The sequence below is a fragment of the Pseudodonghicola sp. genome (assembly GCF_048268305.1).
GTDB lineage: Bacteria > Pseudomonadota > Alphaproteobacteria > Rhodobacterales > Rhodobacteraceae > Pseudodonghicola.
The window spans coordinates 376,052-391,753 of record NZ_JBLWVT010000002.1 but is presented as its reverse complement, the minus strand read 5'-3'; the positions used below and the strand labels follow the sequence as shown (position 1 = coordinate 391,753).

Here is a 15,702-nt window from a genome sequence, read left to right as displayed (position 1 = left end):
GCGGCTGAAAACGGTCCACTGGACCGTTTGTCCCTGCGCCGCTCACCCCCTCTTTTTCTAGCTGCAAATATCCCGGGGTGAATGCGCCGCAGGCGCAGAGGGGCAGCGCCCCTGATCCCTCCGGCCGACACCATCACCCCGCCCGAATATGAAAAGGGGCCCCGCGGGGCCCCTTCCAATTCGGATCTTCTCTCGCCCGACCTATTTCGGCATCAGCTCCGGCACGATGGTGACGACGCCCGGGAAGAACCACAAGAGCGCCAGCCCGCCGACCTGGATCAGCACGAAGGGCAGCACCCCGCGATAGATATGTCCCGTCGTCACCTCGGCCGGCGCCACGCCGCGCAGGTAGAACAGCGCAAAGCCGAAGGGCGGCGTCAGGAACGAGGTCTGCAGGTTCACCGCCACCATGATGGTCACCCATTTCGGATCGAAGGAGCCGCCATAGATCACCGGCCCGACGATCGGGATCACGATGTAGATGATCTCGAGGAAGTCCAGCACGAAGCCCAGCAGGAAGAGCACCAGCATCACGATCAGAAAGACCGTGTACTCATTGTCGAAGCTCTTCAGGAATTGCTGGATGTAATGCTCGCCCCCGAAGGAGATCACCACCAGGTTCAACAGTTGCGAACCGATCAGGATGGTGAAGACCATCGACGACACTTTCGCCGTCTCGCGCACCACCGGGGTCAGCACGCCACCGGCATAGAGCACCCAGCAGCCATAGAGCAGACCGAAGAGCGCATAGAGATAGGCGCCATAGGCGGCGATGAAGGCGATCCAGCTTTCGACGCTCACCCCCTGCTGGTTCACCCTGAGATCGAAGTTCACCCCGATCAGGATGCAGATGATGATGGCGAAGGTGGTCCAGATGATGACCTGGCCCGACCGCCCCTCGTCGCGCAGCCGGCGATAGGCCGCCAGCATGATGGCGCCACCCGCCCCCAGCGCCGCCGCCGGCGTCGGGTTGGTGATGCCGCCGAGGATCGAGCCCAGCACCGCCACGATCAGCACCAGCGGCGGGAAGACCACCCGGATCAGATCATTGCGGGCGAGCCGTGCCGCCCCGTGCCTGACGCCATAGAGCGCCAGGGCAAAGGGGATCGCCTGCAACAGCACCGTCACCCCGGAGGAGGTGGTGGGCGAGACCAGCATCACATCCACCAGCACCGCCAGCAACAGCCCCATTGCGCCAAGGATCAGCGGCTTGGGATCGGACGAGGGCGAAATACCGCGTCCCAGCACCAGCACCAGACCGAGCAACACGATCAGGATCCCGGTGCCGGAGCCGATCGGCGCCGCATCGGCGATCATCTGGGTATGCGCCGCGGCGCGTTCCTCGTCGGTGAGCTTGTGGCTGACCACCTCGCCGCCGGCGGCGTCGATCGCGGCCTGCTCCTTGACCGCCTTGTCCCAGGCGGATTGGCCATGCAGCTCGATCATCGAGGCCTTGCACTGCTCCGACACATTGGTGCGCAGGCTCGCCGCCTCACCAACGTTGGAATAGCTCGACACCGTCAGGTCCTGGCTGCCGATCAGCCCGACGTTGGCCAGCAGGATGGCGCCGCCGATCAGACCGATGGGCGCGGCCAAGAACCACCCCAGCGCCTCGCCGCGGGTGACCGGCTCGTTGCCCGAAGGCGCCAGGGCCACGGCGGGCGCCTTTTCGGGGTTCAGCAGCGCGAAGCCGAAGGCATAGGCGGCATAGAGCACTGCCAGCAGGATGCCCGGCAGCAGCGCCGCCTGGAACAGGGTGCCGACCGAGACCACCGCCGGCTCGCCCAGATAGGTCAGCGCGTCGCTACAGCCCGCCACCGTCGCCCGGGTCTCCTGCGCGGTGGCATAGAGGTCGCCCGCCAGAGTGCCGAGCAGCACGATGACGATCGAGGGCGGGATGATCTGCCCCAGCGTCCCCGAGGCGGCGATCACCCCGGTGGCCAACTCGGGCGAATAGTTGTTCCTGAGCATGGTCGGCAATGCCAACAGCCCCATGGTCACCACGGTGGCGCCGACGATGCCGGTCGAAGCCGCCAGGAAGGCGCCGACGACGACGATCGAGACGGCGAGCCCGCCCGGCAACGGCCCGAAGACCCGCGCCATGGTGGTGAGCAGATCGTTGGCGATCTTCGAGCGTTCCAGCGTGATGCCCATCATGACGAACATCAGCACCGCCAGCAGCGTCTCGATCGACTGACCGGCGAGAACCCGTTCGTTCATCCGGTTGACGATGAAGGAGACGTTGCGATCCATCGCCTGCTGCCAGCCGCCGTCAAAGACCGGCTCGGCCAAGCGTGGCAAATCCGGGTATCGGAACACCGATATGTCGTCCGGCCTCGCCCCGGCCTCGATCAAGGCGTGATAGGCCTGCGACCCGGTGTCGATCGCCTGGTGGATCAGCAATCCCGCACTGTCGAGCGCGGCGATGATGCCGAAGGAAATGAGACCCGCCCCGCCGATGGCAAAGGCCACCGGAAAGCCGGAAAGAATACCCCCGAAGAGGCAGAGAAACAGGATGATCAGGCCGATTTCGACGCCATCAAGTCCGAATAGCATATGTGCTGCCCCTTAAGGTTTAATGCGCGCCTTCATAGGCTTCTTCGCCCTCGCCGAGACTGTCGCGGTCGAGGTACTTGTTTTCGCTTTCAGGCCCTTCGCGGAATTCCAGATAGGCCCGGTAGAACACCGAAATGGCTTGCAGGAAGACCAGCGCGGCAAAAGCGCAGAGCAGGATTTTGAACAGGAAATACGCGTTGAAGCCGTTCGGGCTGAAGCCGATGGTCTCGACGTTCCAGCGCAGCGCCCGGGCCTTCATCAGCAGCCGGTCGAGCTGATCGCTGGCAGAGGGTTTCGGCACGATCAGATGGCGCCAGAGGAAGAACCAGCCATACATCCAGACCAGGACCGCCATCGGCATCATGAAGATCAGCGCCCCCAGCATGTCGATCACCCGTTTGGCGCGATAGCTGACGACGGAATAGAACAGGTCAACCCGGACATGGGCGCCCTGCACATAGGCATAGCCGACGCAAAGCGTCACCACCATGGCGTTATAGAGCTTCAGCTCTTCCGAGAACCAGCTGATGTCCATGGTCAGCGGAATGCCGAGACCGATGGAGATATCGGGCCGGGCGAAGATGCGCTGAACGAAGACGATCAGGATCTGCTGCAACACCATCAAAAGCCCCGCCCAGGCGAAGAAACGGCCGACGACATTGGCGAAGCCCTCGAACGTCCGCACCATGCCCCACATGAACGGGCGCCAGATCAGCCCCGCGATGGTCAGCAGCAGAAAGATCGAGAAGATCACGAAAAAGAATTCGGACGATCCGCCGTAATAGACGAAACGCATGATTGCCTGCTTGTCGGACCAGTCCAGCCAGAGCTGGGGGTGCGACACCGCATAGCCGAAGTTGTAGAAGGACATGGCGATGTTCTGTACCAGCAACACCAACCCATGGCCGATGGCGGCGAATACATCGGCCAGGCCAACGGCCTCACCATCCTGCATGGTTATTCTCCCCGTCGCTTTAAAGCGAGATTATCAGCCCTCAGGGACAAGGCGGCCGGTCTCTGCCGGTCTCGCCCGTCCGGAAGGCAAAAGGCCTCCGCCCACCGGGCGGAGACCAGAATGCGCAGCCGGGCGCGCTTACATCGCCGCCATGACGCGGTTCCGCTGCTTGGTATAGGCGCCTTCCGAGCGCTGGATCCAATCGGCGGAGGATTTCATCGAGGTCATGTAGCTGTCGTGGATCTCGGCATAGAGCGGATCATCCATATGCTCGGCGATCACCTCGGCCGAGGCCTTGCCAAAGGCATCCCAGACCGAATCCGGGAATTCCATGATCTTGACGCCCGAGGCCTGCAGACGCTGCAGCGCGGCAGCGTTGTTGGCCATGAACAGCGACATCGTCCAGATGTTCGCGGCCGCGGCGGTCTGGGCCACGATCTGCTTCTGCGCCGCGGTCAGCGAATCATAAACGTCGCGGTTCATCGCCAGCGTCAGGTTCGGACCGGATTCATGGAAGCCGGCGGTGTAGTAGATCTTGGTGATCTCCTGGAAGCCGGCCTTTTCATCGGCCCAGGGGCCGATCCACTCGGTGCCGTCGATCGCGCCCGAGGACAGCGCCTGATAGACTTCGGAGCCCGGCAGGTTCTGCACGCTGGCCCCCAGCTTGCCCAGCACCAGGCCACCCTGCCCCGGCATCCGGAACTTGAGACCCTGGAAGTCTTCGGGGCTGTTGATTTCCTTGCGGAACCAGCCACCCGACTGCGGCCCGGTATTGCCGGCGGCGAAGGACTTGAGCCCGAAGATCTCGGACACCTTGTCCTGCAATTGCTGACCGCCGTCCTGATAATACCAGTTGCTGAATTCCTGGAAGGTCATGCCGAAGGGCACGTTCGAGAAGAACGACAGCGCCGGGTGCTGACCCAGGAAGTAATAGTCGACACCGTGGTACATGTCGGCCTGACCGGAGGAGACCGCATCGAACACTTCGAAGGCGCCCACGAGTTCGCCTGCGGCCTTCACTTCGACGGTGAGATCGCCATCGCTCATGGCGGTGATCATATCGGCGGCATATTGCGCGCTGTCATGCACCCCTGCCAGGCCGCGGCCCCAAGTGGTGACCAACGTCAGCGTCCGCTTGCCCTGCGCATAGGCCGGCGCCGCCAGAGCGGTGGCGGCGGCGGCAGAGCCCCCCAGAGCAGACGTTTTCAGAAAAGAACGACGATCCATTGCGGTTTTCCTCCCCTTTTAACAGATCTCGGCCCCGCAGCGAGGCGAGGCAGATGGATGCAAGTTAACCGGTCGTTTCTTGTCGCGGAATACCTAGTTGTACGTAGTCGGCGCAGAAACTGTGCGCGAAATGCCCCGATATGACGGATTTTCGTGCACAACGTCCATGCTGCACCGCAGCTATCATCCCCGTGTTCTGCCCCATTGATTCGCCCCTCGGGCTGGGCGATTGTGCGCCCATGCCCCACCCGCGCTTTCGCCTGTCGCTGAGCTATTCGCAAAAGCTGTTCCTGTTGGCCGCCCTGCCTCTGGTGCTGGCCGCCGGGGCGATTGCCCTGTTGGTGGCAACCCAGGCCAGGCAATTGGCCGAAAGCGAGATCAGGTCGCTCGAGGCCAAGCTGATCGAGGCCAAGAAGCAGGAACTGCGCAATTATGTCACCCAGGCGCGCAACGCCTTCTATTTCATCTACGGGCCCGCTGCGCCGGACGATCAGCGCTCCAAGGACAGGGTGCAGCAGATCCTCTCGGCGATGATCTACGGCGACGAAGGGTTCTTCTTCGTCTACGATTACGATGGCACCAACCTGGTCTCGCCCCGCCAGACCGAGTTGATCGGGCGAAACTGGTCCGGGCTGACCGACAGCGAGGGCACCCCGATCGTCGATGAATTCATTCGCATCGCCCGGCAAGGCGCCGGCTGGCACGAACATCTGTGGCCCAAGCCGTCGACCGGGGATGAGGCGCGGATGATCACCTATGTGCTCGGCCTGCAGGATTGGCAGTGGGCGGTGGGCACCGGCGTCTTCATCGACGACGTTCTCGCCTCGGTCGCGGCCTCGCGGGCCGAGGTTCAGGCCCGGATCCGGCGGACCTTTCTCTATATCGGCGGCATTACCCTGACGGCGCTGCTGCTGGTCTTCTCCTCGGGCATGATGCTGAATATCCACGAACGCCGGCTGGCCGATGCCAAGCTGAAGAAGCTGACCCAGCGGGTGTTCGACGCCCAGGAGGAGGAACGCGGACGGGTCGCGCGCGAATTGCATGACGGCATCAGCCAGATCCTCGTCGGGGTACGCTATGCGCTCGACAACGCCCGGCGACGATTGGCGCGCGGCGATCACGACGGCGCCCGCAACCCGCTCGACAAGGGGATCGACTATCTTGGCAATGCGATCTCGGAAGTGCGCCGGATCAGCCGCGACCTGCGCCCCGGGGCGCTGGACGATCTGGGCCTGGGCCCGGCGCTGATGGCCCTGGGCGAAACCTTTCAGGAGCGCACCGGCATCAGCGTCGATGTCTCGACCGTCGTGTTCCGCAACCGGCTTGACCAGGAGGCCAAGATCGCGCTCTACCGCATCGCGCAGGAGGCGCTCACCAATATCGAGCGCCACTCGGGCGCGACACATGTCAGCATCGACCTGCGCGGCCACAAAAAGGGGGTGACGCTCAGGATCACCGACAATGGCCGCGGCCTGCCCACCCAGGCTGACCATAGCAATCAAGGGCTTGGCCTGCGCAACATGCAGGAACGGGCCGAACAGCTTGACGGAACCTTGCGCCTTCTGTCATCACGCGGCGCGTCAACCGGCACCGAGATCGAAGCCAGCCTGCCGCTCAGCCACCTGCTCCCGCCCGAAGACAAGCCAGCGAACAAAACGGACGCCCAGCCATGATTTCCGCCGAACAGACCCTGCCTGTGCGCGTCCTGATCGTCGACGACCACCCCATGGTGGTCGAGGGGCTTGAGGCCATTCTGGAAAGCTATGACGACATCGAGGTGGTCGGCGCGCTCTGCGATGGGCAGGCCGCGGTGGACCGGGCCCAGGCGCTGGCGCCCGACGTGATCTTGATGGATCTGAACATGCCGAAGCTTGGCGGGTTGAGCGCCACCGAGATCTTGCTGGAACGCGCCCCGGATGCCCGCATCCTGATCCTGTCGATGCACGACAGCCCGGAATATATCGCCTCGGCCCTCAGCCATGGCGCCATGGGCTATGTCCTCAAGGACGTGCCGACGGAAAAGATCAAACAGGCAATCGACACGGTGATGCGGGGCGAACGCTATCTGTGCACCGGGGCGCGCGGCTCATTGGAGCCGGTCGAAGCCGCCGGGCGCGAGCAGCTTACCGGACGGGAACAGACGATCCTGCTGCAGCTCGCCCAGGGCAAGTCGAACAAGGAGGTGGCGCAGGCGCTGGATATCTCGGTTCGCACCGTCGAAACCCACCGCAAGAACATCAAGCGCAAGCTTGGCATCTCCTCCACCGCCGGGCTGACCCGCTACGCGCTGGAACATGGGATGCTGCAGGGCACCGGAGTCGCGCGGCTGTGACATCCCCCGCGGATTTGCCGGAAATTACCCAGCCTCACGGGAGATTCGCAACAAAGTGTCCCAATTTCCGCAGATCATGACATTTTCAATCGCATTTTGCAGGTTGACGCCCTCTTCCCCCGCTCCTAATCTGCGCCGCAGCAAAGAGGAGCCCGTGGCCATGGCCGCACTAGTCGTAATTGTAGGATCCAAGCGCATGGGCCGGTAACGGTAGACCATAATCTGACCCATGCGCCCTCGTTTCGACCGAGGGCTTTTTTTTGCGCTGAGCCTGGGCTCAGCACGCCAGATAGGCAAGCGATGTCGCGGATGGAGCAAAGCAGATGACACGTGAGATGACCGGAGCAAAAATGGTGGTTCAAGCCCTGAAGGATCAGGGTGTGGACACGGTATTCGGCTATCCCGGCGGCGCAGTGCTGCCGATTTATGACGAAATCTTCCTGCAAAACGACATTCGTCACATTCTAGTACGGCACGAGCAGGGCGCGGTGCATGCCGCCGAAGGCTATGCCCGCTCGACCGGCAAGCCGGGCGTCGTTCTGGTGACCTCGGGCCCCGGGGCGACCAATGCGGTGACCGGGCTGACCGACGCGCTGCTGGATTCGATCCCGATCGTCGTGCTGACCGGCCAGGTGCCGACCTTCCTGATCGGCTCGGACGCCTTCCAGGAGGCCGACACGGTGGGCATCACCCGCCCCTGCACCAAGCACAACTGGCTGGTGAAGGATCCCGACAGCCTGTCGGCGACGATCCACGAGGCCTTTCATGTCGCCACCGCCGGCCGTCCCGGCCCGGTGCTGATCGACATTCCGAAGGACGTGCAATTCGCCACCGGCAGCTATCAGGGGCCGAAACCCTCGACCTCGCATTACCGGCCGCAACTCAAAGGCGATCTGGAAGAGATCACCGAACTGGTGGCGGCGATCGAAACCGCCAAGCGCCCGGTGTTCTATACCGGCGGCGGCGTCATCAACTCGGGCCCGGGCGCGAGCCAGCTTCTGCGCGAACTGGTCGATGCCACCAACTTCCCCATCACCTCGACACTGATGGGGCTTGGCGCCTATCCGGCCTCTGGGCCGAACTGGCTGGGCATGCTGGGGATGCACGGGCTTTACGAGGCCAATATGGCGATGCATGATTGCGACCTGATGATCGCGGTTGGCTCCCGTTTCGACGACCGCATCACCGGCCGCACCGATGCCTTCAGCCCGAAGTCGAAAAAGGCCCATATCGACATCGACCCCTCGTCGATCAACAAGATCATCCGGGTCGATATCCCGATCGTCGGCGATGTCGGCCATGTGCTGGAAGATATCCTGAAGATCTGGAAATCGCGCGGTCGCAAGACCAACACCGAGGCGATCAAGAACTGGCAGGCGCAGATCAGCAAATGGCGCAAGGTGGATTGCCTGTCCTACAGGGGCAGTGAAAAGACCATCAAGCCGCAATATGCGTTGCAGCGGCTGGAAGAGCTGACCAAGAAATACGACCGCTATATCACCACCGAAGTGGGCCAGCATCAGATGTGGGCGGCGCAGTTCCTGAACTTCGACGAGCCGAACCGCTGGATGACCTCGGGCGGGCTGGGCACCATGGGCTATGGTTTCCCCGCCTCGATCGGGGTGCAGATCGCCCATCCCGACGCGTTGGTCGTCAACGTGGCGGGCGAGGCCTCCTGGCTGATGAACATGCAAGAGCTTGGCACCGCGACCCAGTTCCGCCTGCCGGTCAAGCAGTTCATCCTGAACAACGAACGGCTGGGCATGGTGCGGCAATGGCAGGAGCTGCTGCACGGATCGCGCTATTCCCATAGCTGGTCCGAGGCGCTGCCCGATTTCGTCAAGCTGGCCGAGGCCTTCGGCGCCAAGGGGATCCTCTGCTCCGATCCGGCCGATCTGGACGACGCCATCATGGAGATGATCAACTATGACGGGCCGGTGATCTTCGACTGTCTGGTCGAGAAGCACGAGAACTGCTTCCCGATGATCCCCTCGGGCAAGGCGCATAACGAAATGCTGCTGGGCGAGGCGGAGACCCATGGGGTGATCGACGCTTCGGGCGCGGCGCTGGTGTAGCAAATTCTTCGAAGAGTTTTGCCAGGAAAATTCTAATTTTCCTGGCAATCTACGAGACAAGGAAAGGGACAAGATGTCTGCCCTACATATCAAGAAAGGCGCGACCAAGCATTCCGCCTATAACCTGCGCCCGACCTTCTCCGACGTGATCGAACGTCACACGCTGGCGGTGCTGGTCGAAAACGAACCGGGCGTGCTGGCCCGGGTCATCGGGTTGTTTTCGGGTCGCGGGTATAACATCGACAGCCTCACCGTTGCCGAGGTGGATCATACCGGCCACCGGTCGCGCATCACCATCGTGACCACGGGCACACCGCAGGTGATTGAACAGATCAAGGCCCAGCTTGGCCGCATCGTGCCGGTGCACGAGGTGCATGACCTGACCGTCGATGGCGCTTCGGTCGAGCGGGAACTGGCGATCCTGAAGGTGGTCAGCCAGGGCGAAAAGCGGGTCGAGGCGCTGCGGCTGGCGGATATCTTCCGCGCCAATGTGGTCGACAGCACGCTCGGCAGCTTCATCTTCGAAATCACCGGCGCGCCGGAGAAGATCGACGCCTTCACCGATCTGATGCGTCCTCTGGGATTGACCGAACTGGCGCGCACCGGCGTCGCGGCCCTGCTGCGCGGCGACTGATAGCAACACCGTCGGCACCGCGACCGCGTGGTGCCGACACACGCCCCCACCGCACAGTCGAGCGCCGCAGTCAGCTCCAGCCGGGCTCTGCCAAGACGCGGCGCCTTTTGCGTCGCCGATCGAAGGAAAAGCGGATCACCTCTCCTTCCGGCGGAGGACAAACCGGGCAAGTTCCCCCCCGCGCGACCTGGCCCGCGCCGGTGTCCGGGGTGTCGGCCAACGACTGCGCCAACCCGTTGAACACCCCTTCTGCCACCAGCCGCGGATTATGGGCATAGCGCAGATGGCGCACCATGGTCACGTCGAACTGAACCCAGTCGCCGACGTCAAGCGCCACCTTGTCCCCCCGTCCCGTCTGTCGGTAATAGGCCAGATCACCATGATCCTCGCACCAGATCACGGCCTTGTCTTCCGTCGCATCACTCCAGAGAACTACGCCAAACATTGTCCGAACCCCACTCCGCACATGCAATCAATTCTGGGGCAAAAACGGGCGGGCGTAATATGAAAAAAATCGCACCGGAAGAACAAAATTTGTGTCAACTCCGGCCGAAATTGACTTTAATTAGCGTCACCCCTCTGTCAGCCTCTCTCAAACTCGGGGACGTTCTGTGCCATGCTGCCGACAGGCGCCCCCACGCCTCAGAACCTCTTCCTGTTGGGAACACGATCCGCGGAACCTGAACCATCATGTACAAACCCTCGCGTTCCCCGGCCGAGCTGCGCAACATGTTCGGCGCCAACCTGCGCGTTCTCTCCAAGAGCTATAGCTCGATCTCCGATCTGTCGCGCCAGCTCGGCATCAACCGGACCCAGTTCAACCGCTACCTGTCGGGAGAGAGCTTTCCGCGCCCCGATGTGCTGGACCGGATCTGCCGGTTCTTCGACGTCGATGCCCGCATCCTGCTGGAGCCGGTCGATCGGCTGACCAAGAACACCCAGCTCCTCGGCAGCCCATTTCTCGCCGAATTCATGGGCAAGGCTTCGGTCACCATCTCGCAAGAGCAGCTCCCCTCGGGGTTCTACCGCTTCTCGCGCCGCAGTTTCACCGATCAGTCGCAATTCGTCGTCGGGCTGATCCATGCTTTCCGCGAAGACGGGCTGACGCTGGTACGCGGCTTCGAGGCGAAGGAGGCGATGCGCGCCCAGGGCCTGCCCTGCGATGCCCGCACCCGGGAATTCCGCGGCTATATCTCGCTGCAGGAGGATGGCGTCGCCATGATCCTGTCACGGCGCAACAGCCTGACCGGTTCCTACAACTACATGTATCGCGTCCCCTCGTTCGAGAACAACTTCTGGGTCGGCTACACCACCCGGGCCATGCGCGAGACGCTGACCGGAACCCGTATCACCCGGATGGTGTTCGAACATCTCGGCCGCAAGATCGGCCCGGCGCTGGAGGCCGCCCGCGGCACCGGTTTCGTCACCGCGGAACAGCTGCTGCCATTTCATCGCCGCCTGTTGCAGGTCGACGCGCCGTTCCGCTGAGCCGGGCTCAGGCCGGCTCAGCCTGCGCCATGACCTCCGGCTCCTCTTCCGGCAATCGCGCAAGACGATAGACATGCCATGTCGCATGCCCCAGCAACGGCAATACGATCAGTAGCCCGAGAAACGCGGGAAGCATCGCCACGAAGGTGAGCGCCGCCACGAAGACGCCCCAGGCGATCATCGTCACCGGATTGTCCCGCACATAGGTGAAGCTGGTGATCATCGCGGTGACGAAATCAACCTCGCGGTCCAGCAGGATCGGCAGCGACAACACGGTGATCATGTAGAGCAGCAGCGCGAAGAGCGCCCCCACCAGAGATCCGAAGGCCAGCATCTTCAGCCCGTTCACCGTCAGGAACACCTCGAACGAGCTGGAAATATTGGTCATCGTCGAGAGCCCCAGGAACAGGGCAAAGATCATGTGCCCCAGGAAGAACCAAAACAGGAACACCATGACGATGATGGTGCAGATCGACGGCAATTGCCGGCGCCGCTGCTGCAGCACCACCCCCAGGACGGGACCGAGCTGCAACGGCTCCCCCCGCTCGAGCCGGTGGGAAATTTCATAGAGCCCTACCGCCGCGAAGGGGCCGAACAGCGGGAAGCTGATCGCGGCCAGCACCAGCCAGAAGGTGGTGCCGGTGGCAAAGGTCACGGCCAGCATCCCCCAGCCGGCCAGCACATAGACCGCCGCGAACATCAGCCCGCAAAGCGGCGCGCGGCGAAAGTCGGCCCAGCCGCAGGCCAGAGCCTCTGCCAGCATGGCAAAACTCATCGGCCTGAGTGGCGGCGCCCCCAGTTGCTTCTCCATTGATGTGGGTCCTCCTCCCTGTGAAGCGGTCTACATGGCCGGCCTTTTCTGCGGCCATTGCGTTGCCGCATGGTAAGCCGCCCCGAGCGCGAGCATCTTTGCGTCGTCGCCGCGACGGCCAAAAATCTGAAATCCCATCGGCAACCCCTGATCGCCGAAGCCCGCCGGCACGGCGAGCGAGGGCAGACCGATCAGGCTGACCGGGATCACCACCTCCATCCAGCGGTGATAGGTGTCCATCGCCCGCCCGGCGATCGAGGTCGGCCAGGGGATTTCCAGCGCGAAGGGCCAGGCCTGGGCAGTCGGCAGCACCAGGGCGTCGTAATCCTCGAACATCGCCACCACCTTGCGGAACCAATCCGACCGGATGACGCTGGCGCGATGCACTTCCATCGCGCTCATGCCCAGGCCGCGCTCGGCCTCCCAGATGGCGGAATCCTTCAGCTTGGCGCGCTGCGCCGGCTGTTCCATCAGCGGCGCCAGCCCGGCACCGACCTGCCAGGACCGGAGGGTGATCCAGGACTCCCAGAGGGCCGCGGCGGAGAACGGCGGGGCGAGCGCTTCGACATGGGCGCCAAGGTCTTCGAACACCTTCAGCCCGCTTTCGCAGAGCGCCATGATGCCCGGCTCCATCGGATAGGCGCCGCCCCAATCGCCAAGCCAGCCGATGCGCATGCCCTTCGGATCGACCGGGGTCAGCGGCGCCACCGGCTGATGCGGCAGGTTGTTCGGCTGCCGTGGATCGGGCCCGGCGATGACATCGAGCAGCACCGCCACATCCTCGGGGCTGCGCGCCATCGGCCCCAGCGTGGCGAGCTGATGCAGGAAGAGATCGCCGACGGGTTCCGAGGGGACCAGCCCCCAGCTCGGGCGGAAGCCATAGACGTTGTTCCAGGCCGCCGGGTTGCGCAGCGAGCCCATCATGTCGGACCCGTCGGCCAGCGCGGTCATCCCGGTGGCCAGCGCCACCGCCGCGCCGCCGGAGGAACCGCCACAGCTCAGCCCCATATCATAGGGGTTCTTGGTGGCGCCATAGACCGGGTTGAAGGTATGCGAGCCAAGACCGAATTCGGGCACATTGGTCTTGCCGATCAGGATGGCGCCGGCGGCACGCAGCCGCGCGGCCAGCAGATCGTCAACCTTGGGAATATGCCCCGCCATGGTCGGCGAGCCGTGGCTCGACACGATGCCGGCCACCTCCACAAGGTCCTTCACCGCAATCGGCAAGCCGTGCAGCGGGCCGCGGCGCGGCCCCTGATCGGCAGCGCGCGCCTCTTCCATCAGGTCTTCGGGGTCGCGCAGGGCCACAATGGCGTTGACGGCGGGGTTCACCGCGTCGATCCGCGCCAGGGTTTCCTGCATCAGCTCGGCCGCGGACAGGCGGCGCGCGCCCAGATCGGCCAGGATTTGGGTGGCACTCAGTCGGGTCAGGGTCATGAAATACTCGTCTTCAGGGAGATGACGAGTTCACCCTAGACGCGCCAAAGAGGCATGGGAACCCTCTGCCGTCGAAGAGTGGCCTGAACCGATACCGCGCCCCCGTGCAAAAGATCGGGACGCGGCTTTTTTCAGCCTTCGCCGCGCGCCTCGGCCCGGCTCTTGCCGGCCGCATTCATGGCGAGCGTCGCGGCCATGAAGCCGTCGAGATCGCCGTCGAGCACGCCCTTGGTGTCCGAGGTCTCGTGTTCGGTGCGCAGATCCTTCACCATCTGATAGGGCTGCAGCACATAAGACCGGATCTGGTTGCCCCAGCCGGCCGAGCCCTTGCTCTCATGCGCCTCGTTGATGGCGGCGCTGCGCCTATCGAGTTCGAGCTGATAGAGCCGCGATTTCAGCGCCTTCATGGCGATGTCGCGGTTCTGGTGCTGCGACTTCTCGGAACTGGTCACCACGATCCCGGTTGGGAAGTGGGTGATCCGCACCGCCGAGTCGGTGGTGTTGACGTGCTGACCGCCCGCCCCCGACGACCGGAAGGTGTCGATGCGGATATCGGCCGGGTTCACCTCGATCTCGATATTGTCGTCGACCACCGGATAGACCCAGACGGAGGCGAAGGAGGTTTCGCGCGTGCCCTTGCCGAAGGGCGAGATACGGACCAGCCGATGCACGCCGCTTTCGGACTTCAGCCAGCCATAGGCGTTATGGCCGGAAATCTTGTAGGCGCAGGATTTGATCCCCGCCTCGGCACCGGCTTCTTCCGACTGCAGTTCGACCTTGTAGCCGCGCTTTTCGGCCCAGCGGACATACATCCGTTGCAGCATCGAGGCCCAGTCGCAGGCCTCGGTGCCGCCGGCACCGGCGTTGATTTCAAGGAAGGTGTCGTTGGCGTCAGCCTCGCCGTCCAGCAGCGCCTCAAGCTCTTTCTGCCCGGCGGTGTCGCGCAGCGCCTTCAGCGCCTCTTCGGCGTCCTTGACGACCTCGTCATCGCCTTCCATCTCGCCCAGCTCGATCAGCTCGACGTTGTCGGACAGCCCTTGCTGGATCGAGTCATAGACCCCCATCGCATCCACCAGAAGCTGGCGGTCGCGCATCAGCTTCTGCGCCGCCTCGGGATTGTCCCAGAGGTTCGGATCCTCGACCCGCGCGTTGAACTCTTCCAGCCGGTGCGGCGCAGTCTCACGGTTCATCCGCTGACCCAGAAGGTTCAGCGATTTCTCGATCTCGGCAACGATGTTCTGCGTCTCGGCGCGCATGGGGGATCCTGCGGTAGTGCGTGAATTGAGTGTGGGTGATAGACCAGCGTCACCCGGCGGGCAAGTGGCCCGGGCGAAAACCCGTCAGCCCGCGCGCGCCAGCGCCGCCAGTTTTTCGGCGATCTCGCGGGCAAAGGCGGTCTTGCGATAGGAAACGCCGATGGTGCGCTGTCCCGCCTCTACCCCGCGCAGCGGCAAGACGACCACGCCCGCATTGGCCCGGGCATGCGACATCGGCACGAAGGCGATGCCGATGCCGGCGGCGACCAGATCCAGCACCTGCTGATCGTGCACCGCATGGGCCGGCGCGGGCTGGCGGTCGCCGATCGGCAGATCGAAGCCCTCGGCATTGGGGCAATAGGGCCGGTGAATGATCGCCTGCCCCTCCAGCTCCTGCGGGGCCACCGTCTCGCGGGTCGCAAGCGGATGGTGCCGGTCGAGCGCCACGCCGAAGCTTTCGGTCAAGACCGGCAGGAAACGGTGATCGGGCGGTACGCAGGTTGCCGAGGTATAGGAGAGATCGCAGGCCTCGGGCAGCTCGGCGAAACGGAACTGCAGATGCGCCTCGGCCCGCCGCAACCCGTGCAGCGCCGGCGCGAAGCCGCCCAGCAGGATGTCCGGACGGCAATAGATGCTGACCGGCTGCCGCGGCCGGCGTCTGAGCCGCGCCTCAAGACCGCTCAGCCGCGCCACGCTGTCGCCCGCCTCGCGATAGAGCTGTTCGCCCAGGGACGTCGGCGTCAGCCCCGATTTCGACCGCAGGAACAACGGTTCACCCAATTGCGTCTCAAGCTTCTGGATGGCGGCGGAAACCGTGGGCTGGCTGACCCCGCTCGCCTGGGCCGCACGGCTGAAGGTGCCGCCCTCGTAGGCGCAGAGGAAATAGCGAAGCGGGGTCAGCTCTATCATAGTCAATAGCTATACTATCGAG

Annotated in this window: 13 protein-coding genes; 5 read left to right on the top strand and 8 right to left on the bottom strand. The window is 63.7% G+C overall.

All coding sequences use genetic code 11. The features are described 5' to 3' along the window. Positions 1–201: 201 nt before the first annotated feature. The 3 genes from ACN0V4_RS04945 to ACN0V4_RS04935 all read right to left on the bottom strand — a co-directional run bounded on the left by ACN0V4_RS04945 (position 202) and on the right by ACN0V4_RS04935 (position 4,738). A complete protein-coding gene (locus tag ACN0V4_RS04945) occupies positions 202–2,556 on the bottom strand; it encodes a TRAP transporter large permease (protein WP_417673603.1) in 2,355 nt (784 codons plus the stop codon). A 19-nt stretch (positions 2,557–2,575) separates the two neighbouring features. Next, positions 2,576–3,511: a TRAP transporter small permease subunit gene (locus ACN0V4_RS04940; protein ID WP_417673601.1), complete on the bottom strand. Its 936-nt coding sequence runs from the start codon at positions 3,509–3,511 to the stop codon at positions 2,576–2,578. A gap of 138 nt (positions 3,512–3,649) precedes the next feature. Next, positions 3,650–4,738 (bottom strand): TRAP transporter substrate-binding protein, encoded by a 1,089-nt coding sequence (locus tag ACN0V4_RS04935; protein WP_417673599.1) that lies wholly within the window; start codon positions 4,736–4,738, stop codon positions 3,650–3,652. Between the two features lie 239 nt (positions 4,739–4,977). On the opposite strand from ACN0V4_RS04935, the gene ACN0V4_RS04930 reads away from it, so the two are divergent. From ACN0V4_RS04930 to ilvN, 4 genes are all read left to right on the top strand, one after another. Further along, complete coding sequence (locus ACN0V4_RS04930) at positions 4,978–6,411, top strand: cache domain-containing protein (protein ID WP_417673597.1); 1,434 nt, start codon at positions 4,978–4,980, stop codon at positions 6,409–6,411. Further along, positions 6,408–7,070 (top strand): response regulator transcription factor, encoded by a 663-nt coding sequence (locus tag ACN0V4_RS04925; protein WP_417673595.1) that lies wholly within the window; start codon positions 6,408–6,410, stop codon positions 7,068–7,070. Before ACN0V4_RS04930 ends, ACN0V4_RS04925 begins: the two co-directional genes overlap by 4 nt. 323 nt (positions 7,071–7,393) lie before the next feature. Further along, positions 7,394–9,145, top strand: a complete 1,752-nt coding sequence (locus tag ACN0V4_RS04920) for an acetolactate synthase 3 large subunit (RefSeq protein ID WP_417673593.1) — start codon at positions 7,394–7,396, stop codon at positions 9,143–9,145. 73 nt (positions 9,146–9,218) lie between these two features. Further along, positions 9,219–9,779, top strand: coding sequence for an acetolactate synthase small subunit (ilvN, locus tag ACN0V4_RS04915; RefSeq protein WP_417673591.1), 561 nt, complete (start codon positions 9,219–9,221; stop codon positions 9,777–9,779). Positions 9,780–9,849: 70 nt separating this feature from the next. Here the strand turns inward: ilvN and ACN0V4_RS04910 are convergent, their stop codons facing one another. Then, complete coding sequence (locus tag ACN0V4_RS04910; protein ID WP_417673589.1) at positions 9,850–10,224, bottom strand: hypothetical protein; 375 nt, start codon at positions 10,222–10,224, stop codon at positions 9,850–9,852. 245 nt (positions 10,225–10,469) lie between these two features. Between ACN0V4_RS04910 and ACN0V4_RS04905 the strand changes: the two genes are divergently transcribed. Then, a complete protein-coding gene (locus ACN0V4_RS04905; protein WP_417673587.1) occupies positions 10,470–11,267 on the top strand; it encodes a helix-turn-helix domain-containing protein in 798 nt (265 codons plus the stop codon). A 7-nt stretch (positions 11,268–11,274) separates the two neighbouring features. Here the strand turns inward: ACN0V4_RS04905 and ACN0V4_RS04900 are convergent, their stop codons facing one another. The 4 genes from ACN0V4_RS04900 to ACN0V4_RS04885 all read right to left on the bottom strand — a co-directional run bounded on the left by ACN0V4_RS04900 (position 11,275) and on the right by ACN0V4_RS04885 (position 15,680). Further along, positions 11,275–12,078 (bottom strand): DUF2189 domain-containing protein, encoded by an 804-nt coding sequence (locus ACN0V4_RS04900; protein ID WP_417673585.1) that lies wholly within the window; start codon positions 12,076–12,078, stop codon positions 11,275–11,277. Between the two features lie 30 nt (positions 12,079–12,108). Continuing rightward, complete coding sequence (locus ACN0V4_RS04895; protein ID WP_417673583.1) at positions 12,109–13,515, bottom strand: amidase; 1,407 nt, start codon at positions 13,513–13,515, stop codon at positions 12,109–12,111. A 131-nt stretch (positions 13,516–13,646) separates the two neighbouring features. After that, a complete protein-coding gene (gene prfB, locus ACN0V4_RS04890) occupies positions 13,647–14,771 on the bottom strand; it encodes a peptide chain release factor 2 (protein ID WP_417673581.1) in 1,125 nt (374 codons plus the stop codon). An 84-nt stretch (positions 14,772–14,855) separates the two neighbouring features. After that, the gene (locus ACN0V4_RS04885; protein WP_417673579.1) at positions 14,856–15,680 is read right to left on the bottom strand and encodes a LysR family transcriptional regulator; all 825 of its coding nucleotides are present in this window, start codon (positions 15,678–15,680) and stop codon (positions 14,856–14,858) included. Between the last annotated feature and the right edge of the window lie 22 nt (positions 15,681–15,702).